Source organism: Pseudobutyrivibrio ruminis CF1b, from assembly GCF_000424005.1.
Taxonomy (GTDB): Bacteria; Bacillota; Clostridia; order Lachnospirales; family Lachnospiraceae; genus Pseudobutyrivibrio; species Pseudobutyrivibrio ruminis_C.
Map to the genome: position 1 here is coordinate 849,784 of NZ_AUJB01000008.1, position 13,960 is coordinate 863,743.

The following is a 13,960-nucleotide window of genomic DNA, read 5'->3' on the forward strand; positions in this document are numbered from 1 at the left end:
ATTTTAAAATTCTAGGAGGTACATTTTGGCTAACGATCCTGTAGTATTAAAAAGTAATAAATACGGTTTGTCGTTACAACTTGATGCCACAATTCCTTTTGAGGATTTAGTGCGGGCTATCTGCGAGAAGTTCGCAAAGTCTGCCGATTTCTTCGGTGAGACTTCCATGATTCTCGAGACCTTTGGACGTGAAATTTCCAACGAAGAAGGACTTGTTATCATCCAGGCAATCGAGCTTAATTCAAAAATAAAAATTATACTTCTAAATGAAAATAATCAGTATAAAGACACTCGCATGTTAGGTGAGATAGACAGATTTTATACTGATGAGATTTTCGAGAATGCAAAGATTATCAGAGGCAGCGTAACAAAACAGGACGAAATCACATCTGATTCCAGTCTTATTATTCTTGGCGACGTAAAATCAAAGGCCAGCGTGAGAGCAAAGGGCAATATCATTGTTCTTGGCAGCCTTGATGGCACATGCCACGCTGGATACCCTGACAACACTGGTTGCTATATCGTAGCTGGTGAGCTTAATTCCAAGAATATTCAAATTGGAACAGTCACCGGCGAAATAAAGCTTCAGGAGAAATGGTCACTTAGAGTTAGACGTTCAAAAGAAGAGCCTATTGGTATTTCCGTATGGAACCACGAGCTCTTGGCAGAACCACTCAGCAGTGGATTATTAAAAAGGATAAAATAAATGTTTCACAATTATAGATTTAAAAATCTTGATATAAAGTTAATATTAGCAGTCATCACACTTACCATTATTGGTATTTTTGTAATAGGCAGTGCTAATGAATCAAACCAGCAAAAGCAGATTATCGGTATGATTCTTGGTGTAATTGTAATGGGAGTAATGACTCTTATAGATTATGATTTTATTCTTCATTTCCATTGGGTTTATTACGGATTGGTTATTGCCTTACTTATTGCCGTTCTATTATTCGGCGATGAAGCCGGTGGTGCCACCAGATGGATTGAAGTGGGAGTTCGTTTCCAGCCATCTGAGTTGGGTAAAATTCTTTTGATTTTGTTCTTCTCCTGGTTCTTAATGTTGCATGAAGAAGACATAAATAAGCCAAAAGTTCTTGCTTTGACCATACTTTTATCTGCTTTTCCGTTATTTTTAATAGAAAAAGAGCCAGATTTATCCACTACTATAGTCACAATGATGATAATTTGTGTTATGATGTTTGTAGTGGGATTAAGTTACAAACTTGTAGCTATTGTTTTAGGAGTTACAATTCCATCAATTATCATTCTGCTTATACTTGTAATGCAGGACGGCCAGACTATATTAAAAGACTATCAGGGTGGTCGTATCCTTGCCTGGCTCAAGCCTGAGAAATATCCTCAGGGTGCATATCAGCAGCAGAACTCTATTATGGCAATCGGTTCAGGTCAGCTTTTAGGAAAGGGACTTGGCAATGATTCCTTCGATTCTGTTAAGAATGGTAATTACATTTCAGAACCTCACACAGATTTTATCTTTGCAGTTGCGGGAGAAGAGTTAGGATTTGTTGGTTCGGCTTTAGTTATACTTTTGATATTTTTTATCACGATAGAAATACTACTTATCGCAAAGAGAGCAAAGGATGTTTCTGGAAAGCTTATTTGTGTCGGTATGGCCACACTTATTGGTTTCCAGAGCTTTGTAAACATTTGCGTAGTCACCGGTTTGATGCCAAATACCGGTTTGCCTCTTCCTTTCGTAAGCTATGGCCTTACGTCACTGGTTACAGTGTATTTTGGAATAGGTATTGTATTAAATGTTGGCATCCAATCAAAAAATAATAACGGGAGGCTATTTTAAATGAACATTGGATTGGTAGCTCATGATTCCAAAAAGAAGCTTATGCAGAATTTCTGTATTGCTTACAGAGGAATTCTTAGCAAAAATGAAATTTTTGCCACAGGAACTACTGGCAGACTGGTAGAGGAGGTAACAAATCTTTCAGTGCATAAATATCTTGCTGGCCACCTTGGCGGTACACAGCAGTTAGGCGCACAGATTGAACAGAACGAGATTGATTTGGTTATTTTCCTTAGAGATCCACTTACCGTAAAATCCCATGAGCCTGATGTAAATAATATTGTAAGGCTTTGTGACGCCCATAACATTCCACTGGCCACAAATCTGGCTACAGCGGAGCTGCTTATAAAGTCATTAGATAGAGGAGACCTTGAGTGGCGTGAAATGTATAAATAAATTATTATCCTGTATTCTTATAGCATCACTTTCTATTTCTTTAGGAGGATGTGGCAAGGAACAGGAGGATGTGACCAGCTATAAGCTTTACGACACATCCTTTGAGTATGGTTTGACTCAGAACGGTGCGTCTTCTGATGTTGAATTGTTTGCAAAGAATTTATGTGTAGCTAACTCAGATGATTTAGGAACTTCTGCTGTAGATTCACAGGTTGCGTCTGGAGCAGGAGCTTTTAATGTAACAGAGCAGTCTACAGTTTATGCTCAGTCTATACATGAAAAGCTTTATCCGGCATCTACTACCAAAATTCTTACAGCATATATTGCCTGTATGAATGGTAATCTTGATGAATACTATACAGTCAGCGCCAACGCTGTTAAACAGGCAAGTGATTCCTCTGTTATAAATTTAAGAGAGGGAGATGTAATTTCATTACGAGATTTATTATATGGTCTTATGCTTCGCTCTGGTAACGATGCAGCCATCGCCATAGCAGAGGGCATTAGTGGTGATGTTGAGACATTTGCCAATCTTATGAATGAGACAGCAAAGTCCCTTGGAGCCACAAATTCCCATTTTATTACTCCTAATGGATTACACGATGAAAATCATTACACAACTGTATATGACATGTATTTGATACTAAATGCGGCCATAGAGAACCCAGACTTCTATAGTATTTTTACTGCCACATCTTACACTGCAAATTACACCAGTGGTGGCAAATCAAAAACAGTAGACTGGACTACTACAAACCAGTATCAATCCGGTAAGATCAAAAAGCCAGCAGGTTTTACGATTTTAGGCGGAAAGACTGGAACTACTGGAGCCGCAGGATATTGTCTGGTACTTTTATCAGAGAACGAAGAGCATGATAAGATTATCTCTATAGTTTTCAATGCAGATTGCAGAGGAAACCTGTATCTACTGATGAACGAAATACTAAGTAATTATTGTATATAATTTCTGAAATTTCAGATGTTTATGGCCAATTATTCTATACATTAATAACCTTATAAGCATATTTTTTGAACAAATCTTGTTTTTGTTATTTAGGTTTTCTACACATTATGTTAGAATGTATATAACAAATAAATAGTTACTCTTGAACGACAGAGGGCACTATAAAATATTACTTATAAGGGAGGTATTTTGACATGGTGGAGATTATTTCAGGCGAGAAGGGCAAGGGCAAGACAAAGTATTTACTTGATAAGGTAAACAGTGACATCCAAAAGGTGGATGGTTCAATTGTTTACATCGACAAGAATACAAAACACATGTATGAGCTCGATTCTAAGATTCGTTTGATTAATATGGGGGATTATCCAATCGATTCTTCTGATGAATTTTTAGGTTTCTTAAGCGGAGTTTTATCTCAGAACTCTGATATCCAAGAGGTTTTCTTAGACAGTTTCCTTACAGTATCAAATATTGACACAAATGAAGGTATTACAGTTGCCCTTGATAAGCTTGATAAGATTTGCAACATGTTTGATGTTAAATTTGTTTTGTCAGTTAGTAGAAATGAAAAGGATTTACCTGAGAATGCTAAAGGCAAGATAGTTATATCTTTATAATATCAAAAATAATGGGGCACGGAGACGTGCCCTTTTAAAATGTTTCAGGAGTATTTTGTATTTACATGCGTAAAAAGAAGGATGAGAAAATAATTAAATATCCTAAACAATATCATATATCTATTGGATTCATCACAATCGGTGTAATGTTTATTTATATGTTATTCCATTTGCTAACATACATTACCGAAGCCAATATTACAGTTTATGAAGTATCTCAGGGTTCTATTTCTTCAAATCTGGAATACAATGCTTTGGCAATCCGTCAGGAGCAGATAATAAACGCCGACTCTAATGGTGATATTTTATATTTAGCTGAAAATTATACTAAAGTAGGCTCTAAGTCACAGGTATATGCATTAGATTTATCTGGAGAAATCCTATCCTCATTGAAAAGTTCATCTCAGAGCATAGATGTAAGCCTTGATGAAGATGATTATCTAAAGCTTCAAAACAGCATTTCAACATATTCATTCGATTATTCAAATATCGCATTTAATAAGCTATATTCATTTAAAAATGAATTGGAATCACAGGTACAGCAGCTTTACACTGTATCAGCCATGGAAGCCATGAATGATTCTGTTCAATCAGCTATTGCCAGCGGTACTTTTAATATATATTCAAGCCCTCAGCCTGGTCTGATAGTTTATTCTATTGATGGTCTTGAGAATTTGACTGTAGATTCCTTTATATCTGATTCTTTCGATATGTCAAAATATGCAGCTACAAATCTTAAGTCTCAGGAATCTATTGTAGCAGGACAGCCTGTTTACAAATTGATTACCTCAGATCACTGGAATCTTATCTGCGAGGTAGATAAAGACTTATATGATTCTTTGCAGGGTGAATCTTATATCAAAATTAAATTTTTAGAGGATGAAAACGAGACATGGACTGCTTTGTCATTTAGCGAAAAAGCAGGTAAATATTATTTGATTCTTTCTTTAGACGATTCCATGGACAGATATGCAGAAAGCAGATATGTTCATATTAAGCTGATAAACAATAATATTTCAGGCCTTAAGATTCCTAATTCATCCATTGTACAGAAATCCTTCTACACCATTCCTAAGTCTTATGAGATGAGAGGAAGCAATGACGATGAAGCAGGATTCCTTAGAAAGACTTCTGACTCCAGCGAATACGTCAGTCCAACTATCTACTATGAGTCTGATGATTATTATTACGTGGATAATGAGGTCCTATCCAGAGGAGATACCCTCTGTAAGCCTAATTCGAATGAGACTTACGTGGTAGGTTCCGATATGGACAAATTAAATGGCGTATATAACGTAAACAAAGGATATGCTGTATTCAAACAGATTGAGATTCTGTATCAGAATAATGATTACTCAATAATCAAGACTGGAACCAATTATGGTATATCAATGTATGATCACATAGTGTTACAGGGTGATGAGGTTGAAGAAAATTCAATCATAAATTAAGAAATAGAGGTGTGTAATGAGAGCAGATGAATTAAAAGAGAATTTAACTAATGTAGAGAAGCGCATTGCGGATGCGTGTGCAAGAGCAGGCAGAAATCGAGATGAGGTTACACTTATAGCTGTCAGCAAGACTAAGCCTGTAGAAGATTTACAGGTAATCTATGATTGCGGAATCAGAAGCTTTGGTGAGAATAAGGTTCAGGAGCTTACTGGTAAGATTCCTGAAATGCCTAATGACATTGACTGGCATCTCATTGGACATCTTCAGAGAAATAAGGTTAAGTACATTGTAGATCAGGTTAAGCTTATCCATTCTGTAGACAGCTACAGACTTGCAGAGGAGATTAACATTCAGGCCAAGAAGAAGGGCGTAGTAGTCCCTATTCTTATCGAGGTTAATGCAGCTAACGAAGCTACAAAGTTTGGCGTTAAATTAGAAGAGGCTGCACAGCTTTGTGAAGAGATTTCACACCTTGATGCTGTTCACATTATGGGATTAATGACAATAGCACCAAATGTTGTGGTTCCAGAAGAAAATAGAGCAATTTTTCACAAAATAAAGGATTTATCGGTTGACATTGCTAGTAAAAACATCGATAATGTAGATATGAGAATTTTATCTATGGGAATGACCAATGATTTTGAAGTTGCCATAGAGGAGGGTGCTACTCATGTTCGCGTGGGTACAGCCATTTTTGGAGAGAGAAATTACAATATCTAAAATAGGAGTAATGTTATGTTTGAAAGAATGCTTGATGCAATGCATCTTAGTGATGACTACGATGATTATGAGGACGAAGAACTTTACGAAGAAGAGGAAAAAGATTCTTTCTTCAATAAGTTTTCAAAAAAAGATGAAGAGGAAAAGCGTCCAGTTTTGAACAAGCCTTCTGACAAGGAGACTAGAGCTTCTAAACCAGCGCCAAAGATTACACCAATGAGAAACAAAGGGAAAGGAGCTGTTATGGAAGTTTGTGTTATTAAGCCATCTTCTTTCGAAGATGCCCGTGAGATTTCTGAGACACTTTTAGCTGAGCGAACAGTTCTTCTAAACATGAAGGGATTAGATTTAGGAGTTGCACAGCGTATTATAGATTTCACATGCGGAACCTGCTACGCTATAGATGGTAATTTACAGCGTATTGAAGATTATATCTTCATTATTACACCTGCAGGAGTTGAGCTATCTGGTGATTTAGCAGGAATCGTTGATGCCTTTGACTTTACAGGGATTCAGACAGGATTTTAAATTTTAAGCACCAGAACATATCTGGTGCTTTTTTTATACCAAAAGAAGGAGACTAGAATTTTATGGAATGCTTAAATGTTAAATACGAGAACAAACCTTGCTACAATATTCATTTTCGCCCAGATTTTACAGACCTTGCTACTGTTTTTAAATCAGACTTAAACAAACAATACGACAATATTTGTGTTGTTTCTGATTCAAACGTTGCTGGTTTATATTTAGCTGAGGTTGTACAGATATTTAAGGGCTTATGTGATAATGTTTGTTCTTTCAGCTTTGATGCCGGCGAGGCTTCTAAAAACCTCGATACAGTCAGTCTCCTTTACGAACATCTTATAATGAAAAAGTTCACCCGCAGCTCCTTACTTGTTGCTTTAGGCGGTGGAGTAGTAGGTGATTTAACAGGTTTTGCTGCAGCTACATTCTTAAGAGGTATCGATTTTATTCAGGTTCCTACCACATTATTATCTCAGGTAGACAGCTCTGTAGGTGGAAAAACAGGTGTAGATTTTAACCAATATAAGAATATGGTTGGTGCCTTTAAGATGCCTAAAATGGTTTACATGAACATTGGCACATTAAAGACTTTGGATGCAGATAATTTTGCCTGTGGTATGGGCGAAGTCATTAAGCACGGACTCATTTCTGATAAAGATTTTTATCAGTGGTTAAAGGATAACAAAGACAAAGTTATGGCCAGAGAATACGAGGCTCTTGCATACATGGTTCAAAAGAACTGCGATATTAAACGTTATGTAGTGGAGATAGATCCTACAGAAAAAGGAATCAGAGCTTATCTTAATTTCGGTCACACATTAGGCCACGCCATTGAAAAGCTTTGCAACTTCTCATTAGGCCATGGTCAATGTGTAGGTGTTGGTATGGTTTGTGCCAGCTATCTTTCTATGAAGCTTGGCTATATTACAGAGTCTGAGTACAATGATATTATCGACTGCCTGAAACTGTATAATATGCCAGTCAGCGTTTCAGGACTTACAGCAGCAGATATTTTAGAAGCTTCAAAATCAGATAAGAAAATGACTGGCAAAAAAATCAAATTTACAATATTAAAGGCTATTGGCGAAGCAGCATCATATCTTGATTTCACAGATGAAGATTTGCTCGAGGCAATAGATCAGGTGTTAGATTAATGTTTTACAAGGTTAAAAAAAGTACATCAATTATTTACAGTTTTGCTTTGATTTTAATATTTATTGTTCTTGATCAGGTTACAAAGTACCTTGCTGTACAGCATTTAATGAACAAAGATGATATTATCCTGATTCCAGGCGTCTTACAGTTACATTATCTTGAGAATACAGGAGCTGCCTTTTCCCTTTTAGAAGGTAAACAGCTGTTATTTGGCATCATAACACCTATTCTTTTGATTTTACTTACTTATGTCCTTATTAGATTGCCACAGAACAAGAAGTATACACTTTTAAACTATATAATTATATTTGTTATTGCAGGAGCTATCGGCAATTATATCGACCGTGTAACAAACAATTACGTAGTTGATTTTATTTATTTTTCACTGATTAACTTCCCTGTATTTAACGTAGCTGATATTTATGTCACATGTAGCGTCATAGCTTTATTTCTTGTTATTTTGTTCTATTATAAGGATGAAGATTTAGAGGAGATTAAGCAGCGCTTATTATTTAAATAATATGGATGAAATCACAATCATAATTGAAGAACCATCTGAAGAGAATATTCGTATAGACAAATATCTTGCGGAAAATCTCCCTGAAAAATCACGAAGCTATTATCAAAAAGCAATTGATAATGGCTTTGTTTTAGTGAACGGAAAACAGGTTAAGTCTAAATATCAGACAAAGCTGGGGGATGAAATAATTGTCAGCATCGAGCCTGTAAAGGAAATCGATATTCTTCCAGAAGATATTCCAATAGAAATCTTATACGAAGATTCTGATGTTATCGTAGTAAACAAGCCAAAGGGCATGGTTGTACATCCAGCTCCTGGCCATTATTCCGGTACACTTGTAAATGCTCTTATGTATCATTGCAAGGATTCTTTATCTGGAATTAACGGCGAGATCAGACCTGGAATAGTTCATCGAATCGATATGAATACAACTGGCTCTTTACTGGTTTGCAAAAATGATAAAGCTCACAATGATATTGCAGCTCAGATAAAAGTACATTCAGTTAATAGAATTTATAAGGGTATTGTTGTAGGAAACTTTAAAGAAGAGACCGGAACCATAAATGCTCCTATAGGCCGAAATCCTAAAGACAGGAAGAAAATGGCTGTTGTAAACAATGGAAGAGAGGCAATCACTCATTTCACCGTTTTAGAGCAATTTAAGGGCTATTCATATGTCCAGTTTAAATTGGAGACTGGCCGTACTCACCAGATACGTGTTCATATGGCTCATATTGACCATCCATTAGTGGGAGACGACGTATATGGAAAGCCTGTAAAAGGCCTGGAGGGACAAACACTCCACGCACAGACCTTAGGCTTTGTACAGCCAAGCACAGGTGAATACGTGGAGGTAAATGCTCCATTACCAGCATACTTTGAAGATTTACTGGCTAAATATCGTAAAATGACTTAGTTATCTTTTCTGCTAAAATCTACAGCATTACGTGCCAGACGCTTGTGTTCGTCCTCAATGGCTGCGTAATAATCGATAGTAGTATTAATATTCTCATGGCCAAGAACGTCAGCAACAAGACGAATATCGCCTGTTTCGCGATAGAGGGCAGTACCGTAGGTGCTACGAAGCTTATGAGGTGTGATTTTCTTGTTAGGAACTACCATTTTAGCGTATTTCTTAACAAGATTTTCTATTGCATCCACGCTTATTCTCCTACCCTGTAAGGAGTAGAAGAGTGCAGTCTCCTGGCCTTCAACTGGATTAATATATTCACGTTCTCCATTAACATAATCCTGTAAAACCTGAGAAACTTCATCATTGAAATAGATTATATCCTGTCCGCCACCTTTACGGACAATAGTTAATGAGTTGACATTAAAATCAACATCATTTAAATCAAGTCCGTTGCATTCGCTGACACGAATTCCAGTATTTAACATTAGGGTTAAAATGGCTAAATCACGGCCTCGGGTCTTTTGATTATATTTTCTTTGTCTTTCAGATGTAAAGGCATTTCCGTTGTCTATGGCCTCTAAAATGGCCTGAACTTCATAATTGTTCATACGAACGATATTTTTATCTTTTTTTATCTTAGGAAGCTCTACAAGCTGTGTTGGATCTGATTTAACATATTCACGGACCATCAGATACTTATACATGCCTCGCAGTGGCGATAATTTACGTGCTATAGCCTTTTTACCGTTTTCGTGTTGTTCGCCCACAGTATTGAGCTCTAGGTAACGTTTATATTCCTCAATATCATCTGGTGTAATTTTATTTAGAATATCATAATCAATTTTCTTTAAATCATTTCCAACTATAGGATTAGAGTCAGATAAAAACCTAAAGAAGGTAAGCAAATCGTAGCAATATGAAATAAGTGTGCTGGTCTGAGCATTTTGCTCCTTTGAGTGGACATAATCTAATGCAGGTTTTGGAAGCTGATCCTCAAGCTCACGCAATTTAAGTTTTAAATTTTTATTTTTATCTTTATAGAAAGATGAGTCTTTTCCCATAAATAATTCTCCGTTTTATTTCAATAACTTCATTCTAATTATAGAAGTTTTTGGGGATATTGTCATTAGGTGAAAAAAGTGCATTTTTACGTAGTACTTACTTGATTAGATAGTCTATAATTTGATAAAATTTTGCTTAGAGACTAGAAAGGAATACTTGAATAATAATGAATAATATTAATTTGAAAAAAGCTGATCAGATACAGTTTTTTAGATTTATCTGTTTTGGGATGATTTTTTTATGGCATGCAAAAGTTTGGCAGATAAAATTCTTACCATCAAACGTTGGCGCTCAGACGGGATTGTTTTTCTTTTTCCTTCTTACAGGTGTTGTAAGTTCTTATTCACTTGAATCAAAAGATTTAGCCCCTACAAAGAAAAATATAATTGAATATGTAATAAGAAAAATTATAAAGATATATCCTTTGTATTTCTTAACAAATCTTGTTACATTCCTATACGAAGGAGGGCAAGAGTACGTAACAACTCATAATGTAAAAATGTTTATATTCATGATTGGCTCCTTTATTATATCATCTCTAATGCTCCAAACATGGTTATTCATGCCATTTGTATGCAATACTGTAGGATGGTATTTAGCTTCTATGATTTGGCTAAGTATTGTAAATATTCCATTTACTAATTGGGCTAAATCAAAAAGAAATCAGAAAAAGCCTATTTTACGTATGTTAGGAATAATTTGTTTGGCATTTATATACTTAATTGTTTTATCATCATTGCAATTTATTATTCCATTTGGAGCTGGAGCATATTTCTTTCAAACACCTGTTTTTTGCCTTGGTTTTCATATAATTGGTCTTGCATTAGGTCAAATCATTTTGATAGTAAAGAACAATTATCCAAAGTGGTCACTTCAGGTAAATAAGTTTACTGCTATAGAAACAATAGTTTTATTAATATGGTTAGTGATAGTATTTATTCCAGGTGAGATGGCTCCATTACCAATCGCACTGGGAATATTATTTGATATTCTTTTAATTTTTGTTTTTATGTTGGGATATGGAAAGATTTCCGTAATACTGAGAGCAAAACCATTGGTATTCCTTGGAGACATATCTTTTGAATGTTATATAATTCATCAGGTTATAATTAAAATATATTCAGGTATAAATGGCTGGGAGAGTTTCGGTTTCTTTGGAAATGCCTATGCACTTGCAATATGTTTTACAATAACAGTAGCTATAGCATTGTATACTTCAAAAATAACGTCACTTCCAGAGGTAAATGCAAAAAATCCTATATACCATGATTTTACAAAGGTTACTGCAAAAAATGTGGTAGCCTTTTTTAGTTGACAGGAACGGAAAAATAGTATCTAAGAGCCTTATTTTTCAATATTTAAGCATGCCAAAAAGGCCTTTAACACAAGCTTTCCAGAACTTAATGCTAAATGCCTAGGTAGAATCCATATATTGCATTAAGTTCTGCAAACCGATAATTGTGTTATACTTTACTCGAATTAATTTTTATTAATACTCAGGTTTACGCAACAACCAAGGCTTTAAAACAACGTCATCACGCTCAATTTTGACAGCATTTAAAGCCTTCAAAAATTCATCACCTAGAAGAAGCTTAGCTAATTCGTATGGGGATACATTATTTAAGCTTTCACGGGGATAATTGTTGATGTGGTTCATCAAAAGATGAATGTCAGATTGGGAAAGGTCATTAAAGCTTTTCCCTTTCGACAGAACCTGTCTAATAAACTCATGATTTCTTTCGAGCATCCCTTTTTGCCATGAGCAATAAGGATCGCAGTAAAACAACTTCGTTTTGATTTCTCCATTTCTATCGCATTCAATAGCATACGGATTACCAAATTCTGTTCCACGGTCAGCTAAAATGACCTGAAAGAGCTTTTGAAACAGCTCAATTCCAAGCTTATCGCATATGTCATTTATAGCTTCAATTACGGCCATTTGATTGTGTTCTTTCAGAAGACATATAATCATAAATCCTGATTTACGATGTAGCATTGTCATGAAGCTGTAGCCGCCTATGACTCCTATCACAGTATCTAATTCCCAAATGTTTAAATCAGGTTTATCCTCAATGAATTTTTGAAAATCATTGTAGGTTCTCTTGAATACAAAGTCCTGGAAGCTCTTTGGTCGATTTCCGTGGCTATAACGAGGCTTAAATCGGACTTTTCTTGGCATATCTATGTTTCTAGCGGTAAGATAGCAGCGGTCTACGTATTCATAGAGTGTACTAGCTGAACAAGGGATTTCATCCTTATGATTTGCATAAATAGTCCTTATAGATTGGCCTTTTAGAAGAAGAGGAGATACTAAGTTATCAAGTTGTTCCATTTCTTCTGCAGAAAGTGTTATTCCGCCTCTAGACTCTTTAAGCTTATCTTCATATACAATCTGAGCTCGTCTGGCTTGATACTTGTATTTAGCAGAAAATGCGCTTATACGGCAAGGATTTTCACTGCAGCCATTGCATACATATGGAGATTTTAGTAGCTTAGGGCAAATGTATGGCTTATATTCAGGGCATTTATCGCTGTTACAGTAGTCATCGCAACCGCTACAAGACATATGTCTGCATTTACCACTTTGGCATAGATTTATGACTGTACATGCACCGGCACCAAACTGAAACTCGCATTTCTCTTTAGTGGCAGTATGACAAACATATCGGTTTCTTTGTACTTCACGAACGATAGAAGAGTCAGGCCTGCCAAGCTTTTGGGCAATCTTGTGGATTTTTTCTCCCTTATTTAGTAGATCTTCAATTATAGAACGTTCTTCAAATGTAAGATGTTTATTATTCATGTGATTACCTCCAAATTCTATAGGTAATCGATTTGCAGAACAGTATTAGTATAATTCTAATGAACAAATATTGAAAATATGGTAATTAAAGCTTTCTTTAGGCTGTTAAATCAACTAAAATAAAGACATTAATAAATCGCAATTTGTAGGGCAGATACAACGAATGGGAGGATACTATGGATGCTAGAGAGTACTTGGAAATATTGCATGTTGCGGAAAGGCTAAAAGATACGCCAAGGCACTGTACAACAACAAAACGTAGGACAGAAAGTGTGGCTGAACATAGCTGGCGAATTTCGCTTATGGCCTTTTTATTAAGACATGAATTCAAAGATTTAGATATAAATAAGGTAGTTGATATGTGCCTTATACATGATCTTGGCGAGTGCTTTACAGGCGATATTCCAACTTTTGTAAAGACTGACTCTGATAGAGAAGTTGAAGATTCATTATTAAATCAGTGGGTAAAAACGCTTCCTGCAGAATTATCTGAAGACATAGCGGCACTTTATAAAGAAATGGATGCGCAAGAAACTAAGGAAGCTAAACTTTATAAAGCACTAGATAAACTAGAAGCCTTGATTCAGCATAATGAATCGCCACTTGATACTTGGTCTGAAAATGAGTTTGAACTCAACAAGACCTACGCATTCGATACAGTAGCGTTTTCCTCTTGGCTTACAGAATTACGAGAAGTCATTTTAGAAGACACTATGAAAAAGATAGAATCGGGGAGTTAAGCAACTTCCAATTTGTCTAACTAAATAAACATATTATAAGGAGCTGGTTTAGCTCCTTTAATTTTACCTATTATTTCTAGTACTAAATGCAACAGTACTATAAGTATTGCTTTTACCTGTAGAAACTTGCATTAACTTCAAGAAATTTGCATTTACTAAAAAAAGTTACTTACTTCAAAAATAAAAAGGCTATCCTTTAAATAGGAATAATTTGCATATATCTATCGGTAAAACAGATATTTATCCGATAGATTGATATAGAATAAAACCA

General features: G+C 35.6%; 15 protein-coding genes. 13 read left to right on the forward strand and 2 right to left on the reverse strand.

Annotated elements, in window-relative coordinates; translation table 11 throughout:
* Nucleotides 1-25: 25 nt before the first annotated feature.
* From G592_RS0106210 to G592_RS0106260, 11 genes are all read left to right on the forward strand, one after another.
* A complete protein-coding gene (locus G592_RS0106210) occupies nucleotides 26-706 on the forward strand; it encodes a septum site-determining protein MinC (RefSeq protein ID WP_028247060.1) in 681 nt (226 codons plus the stop codon).
* Nucleotides 707-1,822 (forward strand): FtsW/RodA/SpoVE family cell cycle protein, encoded by a 1,116-nt coding sequence (locus tag G592_RS0106215; protein ID WP_028247061.1) that lies wholly within the window; start codon nucleotides 707-709, stop codon nucleotides 1,820-1,822.
* Nucleotides 1,823-2,218: a methylglyoxal synthase gene (locus G592_RS0106220; RefSeq protein WP_028247062.1), complete on the forward strand. Its 396-nt coding sequence runs from the start codon at nucleotides 1,823-1,825 to the stop codon at nucleotides 2,216-2,218.
* A complete protein-coding gene (locus G592_RS0106225; RefSeq protein ID WP_242830145.1) occupies nucleotides 2,202-3,182 on the forward strand; it encodes a D-alanyl-D-alanine carboxypeptidase family protein in 981 nt (326 codons plus the stop codon). The genes G592_RS0106220 and G592_RS0106225 overlap by 17 nt, the downstream gene beginning before the upstream one ends.
* 194 nt (nucleotides 3,183-3,376) lie before the next feature.
* Nucleotides 3,377-3,799: a hypothetical protein gene (locus G592_RS0106230; RefSeq protein ID WP_028247064.1), complete on the forward strand. Its 423-nt coding sequence runs from the start codon at nucleotides 3,377-3,379 to the stop codon at nucleotides 3,797-3,799.
* A 65-nt stretch (nucleotides 3,800-3,864) separates the two neighbouring features.
* A complete protein-coding gene (locus tag G592_RS0106235; RefSeq protein ID WP_028247065.1) occupies nucleotides 3,865-5,250 on the forward strand; it encodes an HlyD family efflux transporter periplasmic adaptor subunit in 1,386 nt (461 codons plus the stop codon).
* 16 nt (nucleotides 5,251-5,266) lie between these two features.
* Nucleotides 5,267-5,971, forward strand: a complete 705-nt coding sequence (locus G592_RS0106240) for a YggS family pyridoxal phosphate-dependent enzyme (protein WP_028247066.1) — start codon at nucleotides 5,267-5,269, stop codon at nucleotides 5,969-5,971.
* Between the two features lie 15 nt (nucleotides 5,972-5,986).
* Nucleotides 5,987-6,499, forward strand: a complete 513-nt coding sequence (locus G592_RS0106245; RefSeq protein WP_028247067.1) for a cell division protein SepF — start codon at nucleotides 5,987-5,989, stop codon at nucleotides 6,497-6,499.
* A 62-nt stretch (nucleotides 6,500-6,561) separates the two neighbouring features.
* Entirely contained in the window at nucleotides 6,562-7,650 is a 1,089-nt protein-coding gene (aroB, locus tag G592_RS0106250; RefSeq protein WP_028247068.1) for a 3-dehydroquinate synthase, read from the forward strand.
* On the forward strand, nucleotides 7,650-8,171 hold the full coding sequence (gene lspA, locus G592_RS0106255) for a signal peptidase II (RefSeq protein WP_051194779.1): 522 nt from the start codon (nucleotides 7,650-7,652) through the stop codon (nucleotides 8,169-8,171). Before aroB ends, lspA begins: the two co-directional genes overlap by 1 nt.
* A 1-nt stretch (nucleotide 8,172) precedes the next feature.
* Nucleotides 8,173-9,087 (forward strand): RluA family pseudouridine synthase, encoded by a 915-nt coding sequence (locus tag G592_RS0106260; RefSeq protein ID WP_028247070.1) that lies wholly within the window; start codon nucleotides 8,173-8,175, stop codon nucleotides 9,085-9,087.
* Here the strand turns inward: G592_RS0106260 and G592_RS0106265 are convergent.
* Nucleotides 9,084-10,145, reverse strand: coding sequence for a tyrosine-type recombinase/integrase (locus tag G592_RS0106265; RefSeq protein WP_028247071.1), 1,062 nt, complete (start codon nucleotides 10,143-10,145; stop codon nucleotides 9,084-9,086). The genes G592_RS0106260 and G592_RS0106265 overlap by 4 nt on opposite strands.
* Before the next feature lie 167 nt (nucleotides 10,146-10,312).
* Here G592_RS0106265 and G592_RS0106270 point away from each other — a divergent pair, with 167 nt between their 5' ends.
* Nucleotides 10,313-11,461 carry an acyltransferase family protein gene (locus G592_RS0106270; RefSeq protein ID WP_028247072.1) on the forward strand — a complete coding sequence of 383 codons (1,149 nt, stop codon included), beginning with the start codon at nucleotides 10,313-10,315 and terminating at the stop codon, nucleotides 11,459-11,461.
* Nucleotides 11,462-11,635: 174 nt separating this feature from the next.
* Here the strand turns inward: G592_RS0106270 and G592_RS0106275 are convergent, their stop codons facing one another.
* On the reverse strand, nucleotides 11,636-12,949 hold the full coding sequence (locus G592_RS0106275; protein ID WP_028247073.1) for an IS30 family transposase: 1,314 nt from the start codon (nucleotides 12,947-12,949) through the stop codon (nucleotides 11,636-11,638).
* A gap of 176 nt (nucleotides 12,950-13,125) precedes the next feature.
* Here G592_RS0106275 and G592_RS0106280 point away from each other — a divergent pair, with 176 nt between their 5' ends.
* Nucleotides 13,126-13,689 (forward strand): HD domain-containing protein, encoded by a 564-nt coding sequence (locus G592_RS0106280; protein WP_028247074.1) that lies wholly within the window; start codon nucleotides 13,126-13,128, stop codon nucleotides 13,687-13,689.
* The last annotated feature ends 271 nt before the right edge of the window (nucleotides 13,690-13,960 follow it).

Coding starts and splice junctions, on each gene's coding strand:
- G592_RS0106215 (WP_028247061.1), top strand. CDS start 707: ATGTTTCACAATTATAGATTTAAAAATCTTGATATAAAGTTAATATTA.
- G592_RS0106220 (WP_028247062.1), top strand. CDS start 1,823: ATGAACATTGGATTGGTAGCTCATGATTCCAAAAAGAAGCTTATGCAG.
- G592_RS0106230 (WP_028247064.1), top strand. CDS start 3,377: ATGGTGGAGATTATTTCAGGCGAGAAGGGCAAGGGCAAGACAAAGTAT.
- G592_RS0106235 (WP_028247065.1), top strand. CDS start 3,865: ATGCGTAAAAAGAAGGATGAGAAAATAATTAAATATCCTAAACAATAT.
- G592_RS0106240 (WP_028247066.1), top strand. CDS start 5,267: ATGAGAGCAGATGAATTAAAAGAGAATTTAACTAATGTAGAGAAGCGC.
- G592_RS0106245 (WP_028247067.1), top strand. CDS start 5,987: ATGTTTGAAAGAATGCTTGATGCAATGCATCTTAGTGATGACTACGAT.
- aroB (WP_028247068.1), top strand. CDS start 6,562: ATGGAATGCTTAAATGTTAAATACGAGAACAAACCTTGCTACAATATT.
- lspA (WP_051194779.1), top strand. CDS start 7,650: ATGTTTTACAAGGTTAAAAAAAGTACATCAATTATTTACAGTTTTGCT.
- G592_RS0106260 (WP_028247070.1), top strand. CDS start 8,173: ATGGATGAAATCACAATCATAATTGAAGAACCATCTGAAGAGAATATT.
- G592_RS0106265 (WP_028247071.1), bottom strand. CDS start 10,145: ATGGGAAAAGACTCATCTTTCTATAAAGATAAAAATAAAAATTTAAAA.
- G592_RS0106270 (WP_028247072.1), top strand. CDS start 10,313: ATGAATAATATTAATTTGAAAAAAGCTGATCAGATACAGTTTTTTAGA.
- G592_RS0106275 (WP_028247073.1), bottom strand. CDS start 12,949: ATGAATAATAAACATCTTACATTTGAAGAACGTTCTATAATTGAAGAT.
- G592_RS0106280 (WP_028247074.1), top strand. CDS start 13,126: ATGGATGCTAGAGAGTACTTGGAAATATTGCATGTTGCGGAAAGGCTA.